Origin of the sequence: Jeotgalibacillus marinus (assembly GCF_040801915.1) — a bacterium.
GTDB classification, from domain to species: Bacteria; Bacillota; Bacilli; order Bacillales; family Jeotgalibacillaceae; genus Jeotgalibacillus; species Jeotgalibacillus marinus.
Genome location: NZ_JBFMIA010000286.1, coordinates 1 through 237 on the forward strand (window position 1 = coordinate 1; position 237 = coordinate 237).

Annotated in this window: 1 protein-coding gene; it reads right to left on the bottom strand. The window is 44.3% G+C overall.

The features are described from left to right. The coding region (locus AB1471_RS17875) for a phosphatase PAP2 family protein (protein ID WP_367781060.1) at nt 1-200 on the bottom strand (200 nt) is incomplete at its 3' end. Nucleotides 201-237 lie beyond the last annotated feature (37 nt).

Consider the following 237-nt stretch of genomic DNA (forward strand, 5'->3'; position numbering starts at 1 on the left):
TTAACTGCTTTTCTACCTATATTAAAACCCATAATTCTTCCCGGAATATCATCCACGGGCGGATGAATTCCTCCCCATATTCTGGAGAGACTGGTTTGGTCTGAAGCATCTCGATAAGTTGCCCATTGCAGGTAAATATCTTCGGAAGGTCCGTTTTCAAATTCGAGAAAATCACCCGCAGCTGCAAAAAATTCTCCCATTCCTCCTGGGAAATAGGCAGTTCCTGTCATCAGGGTC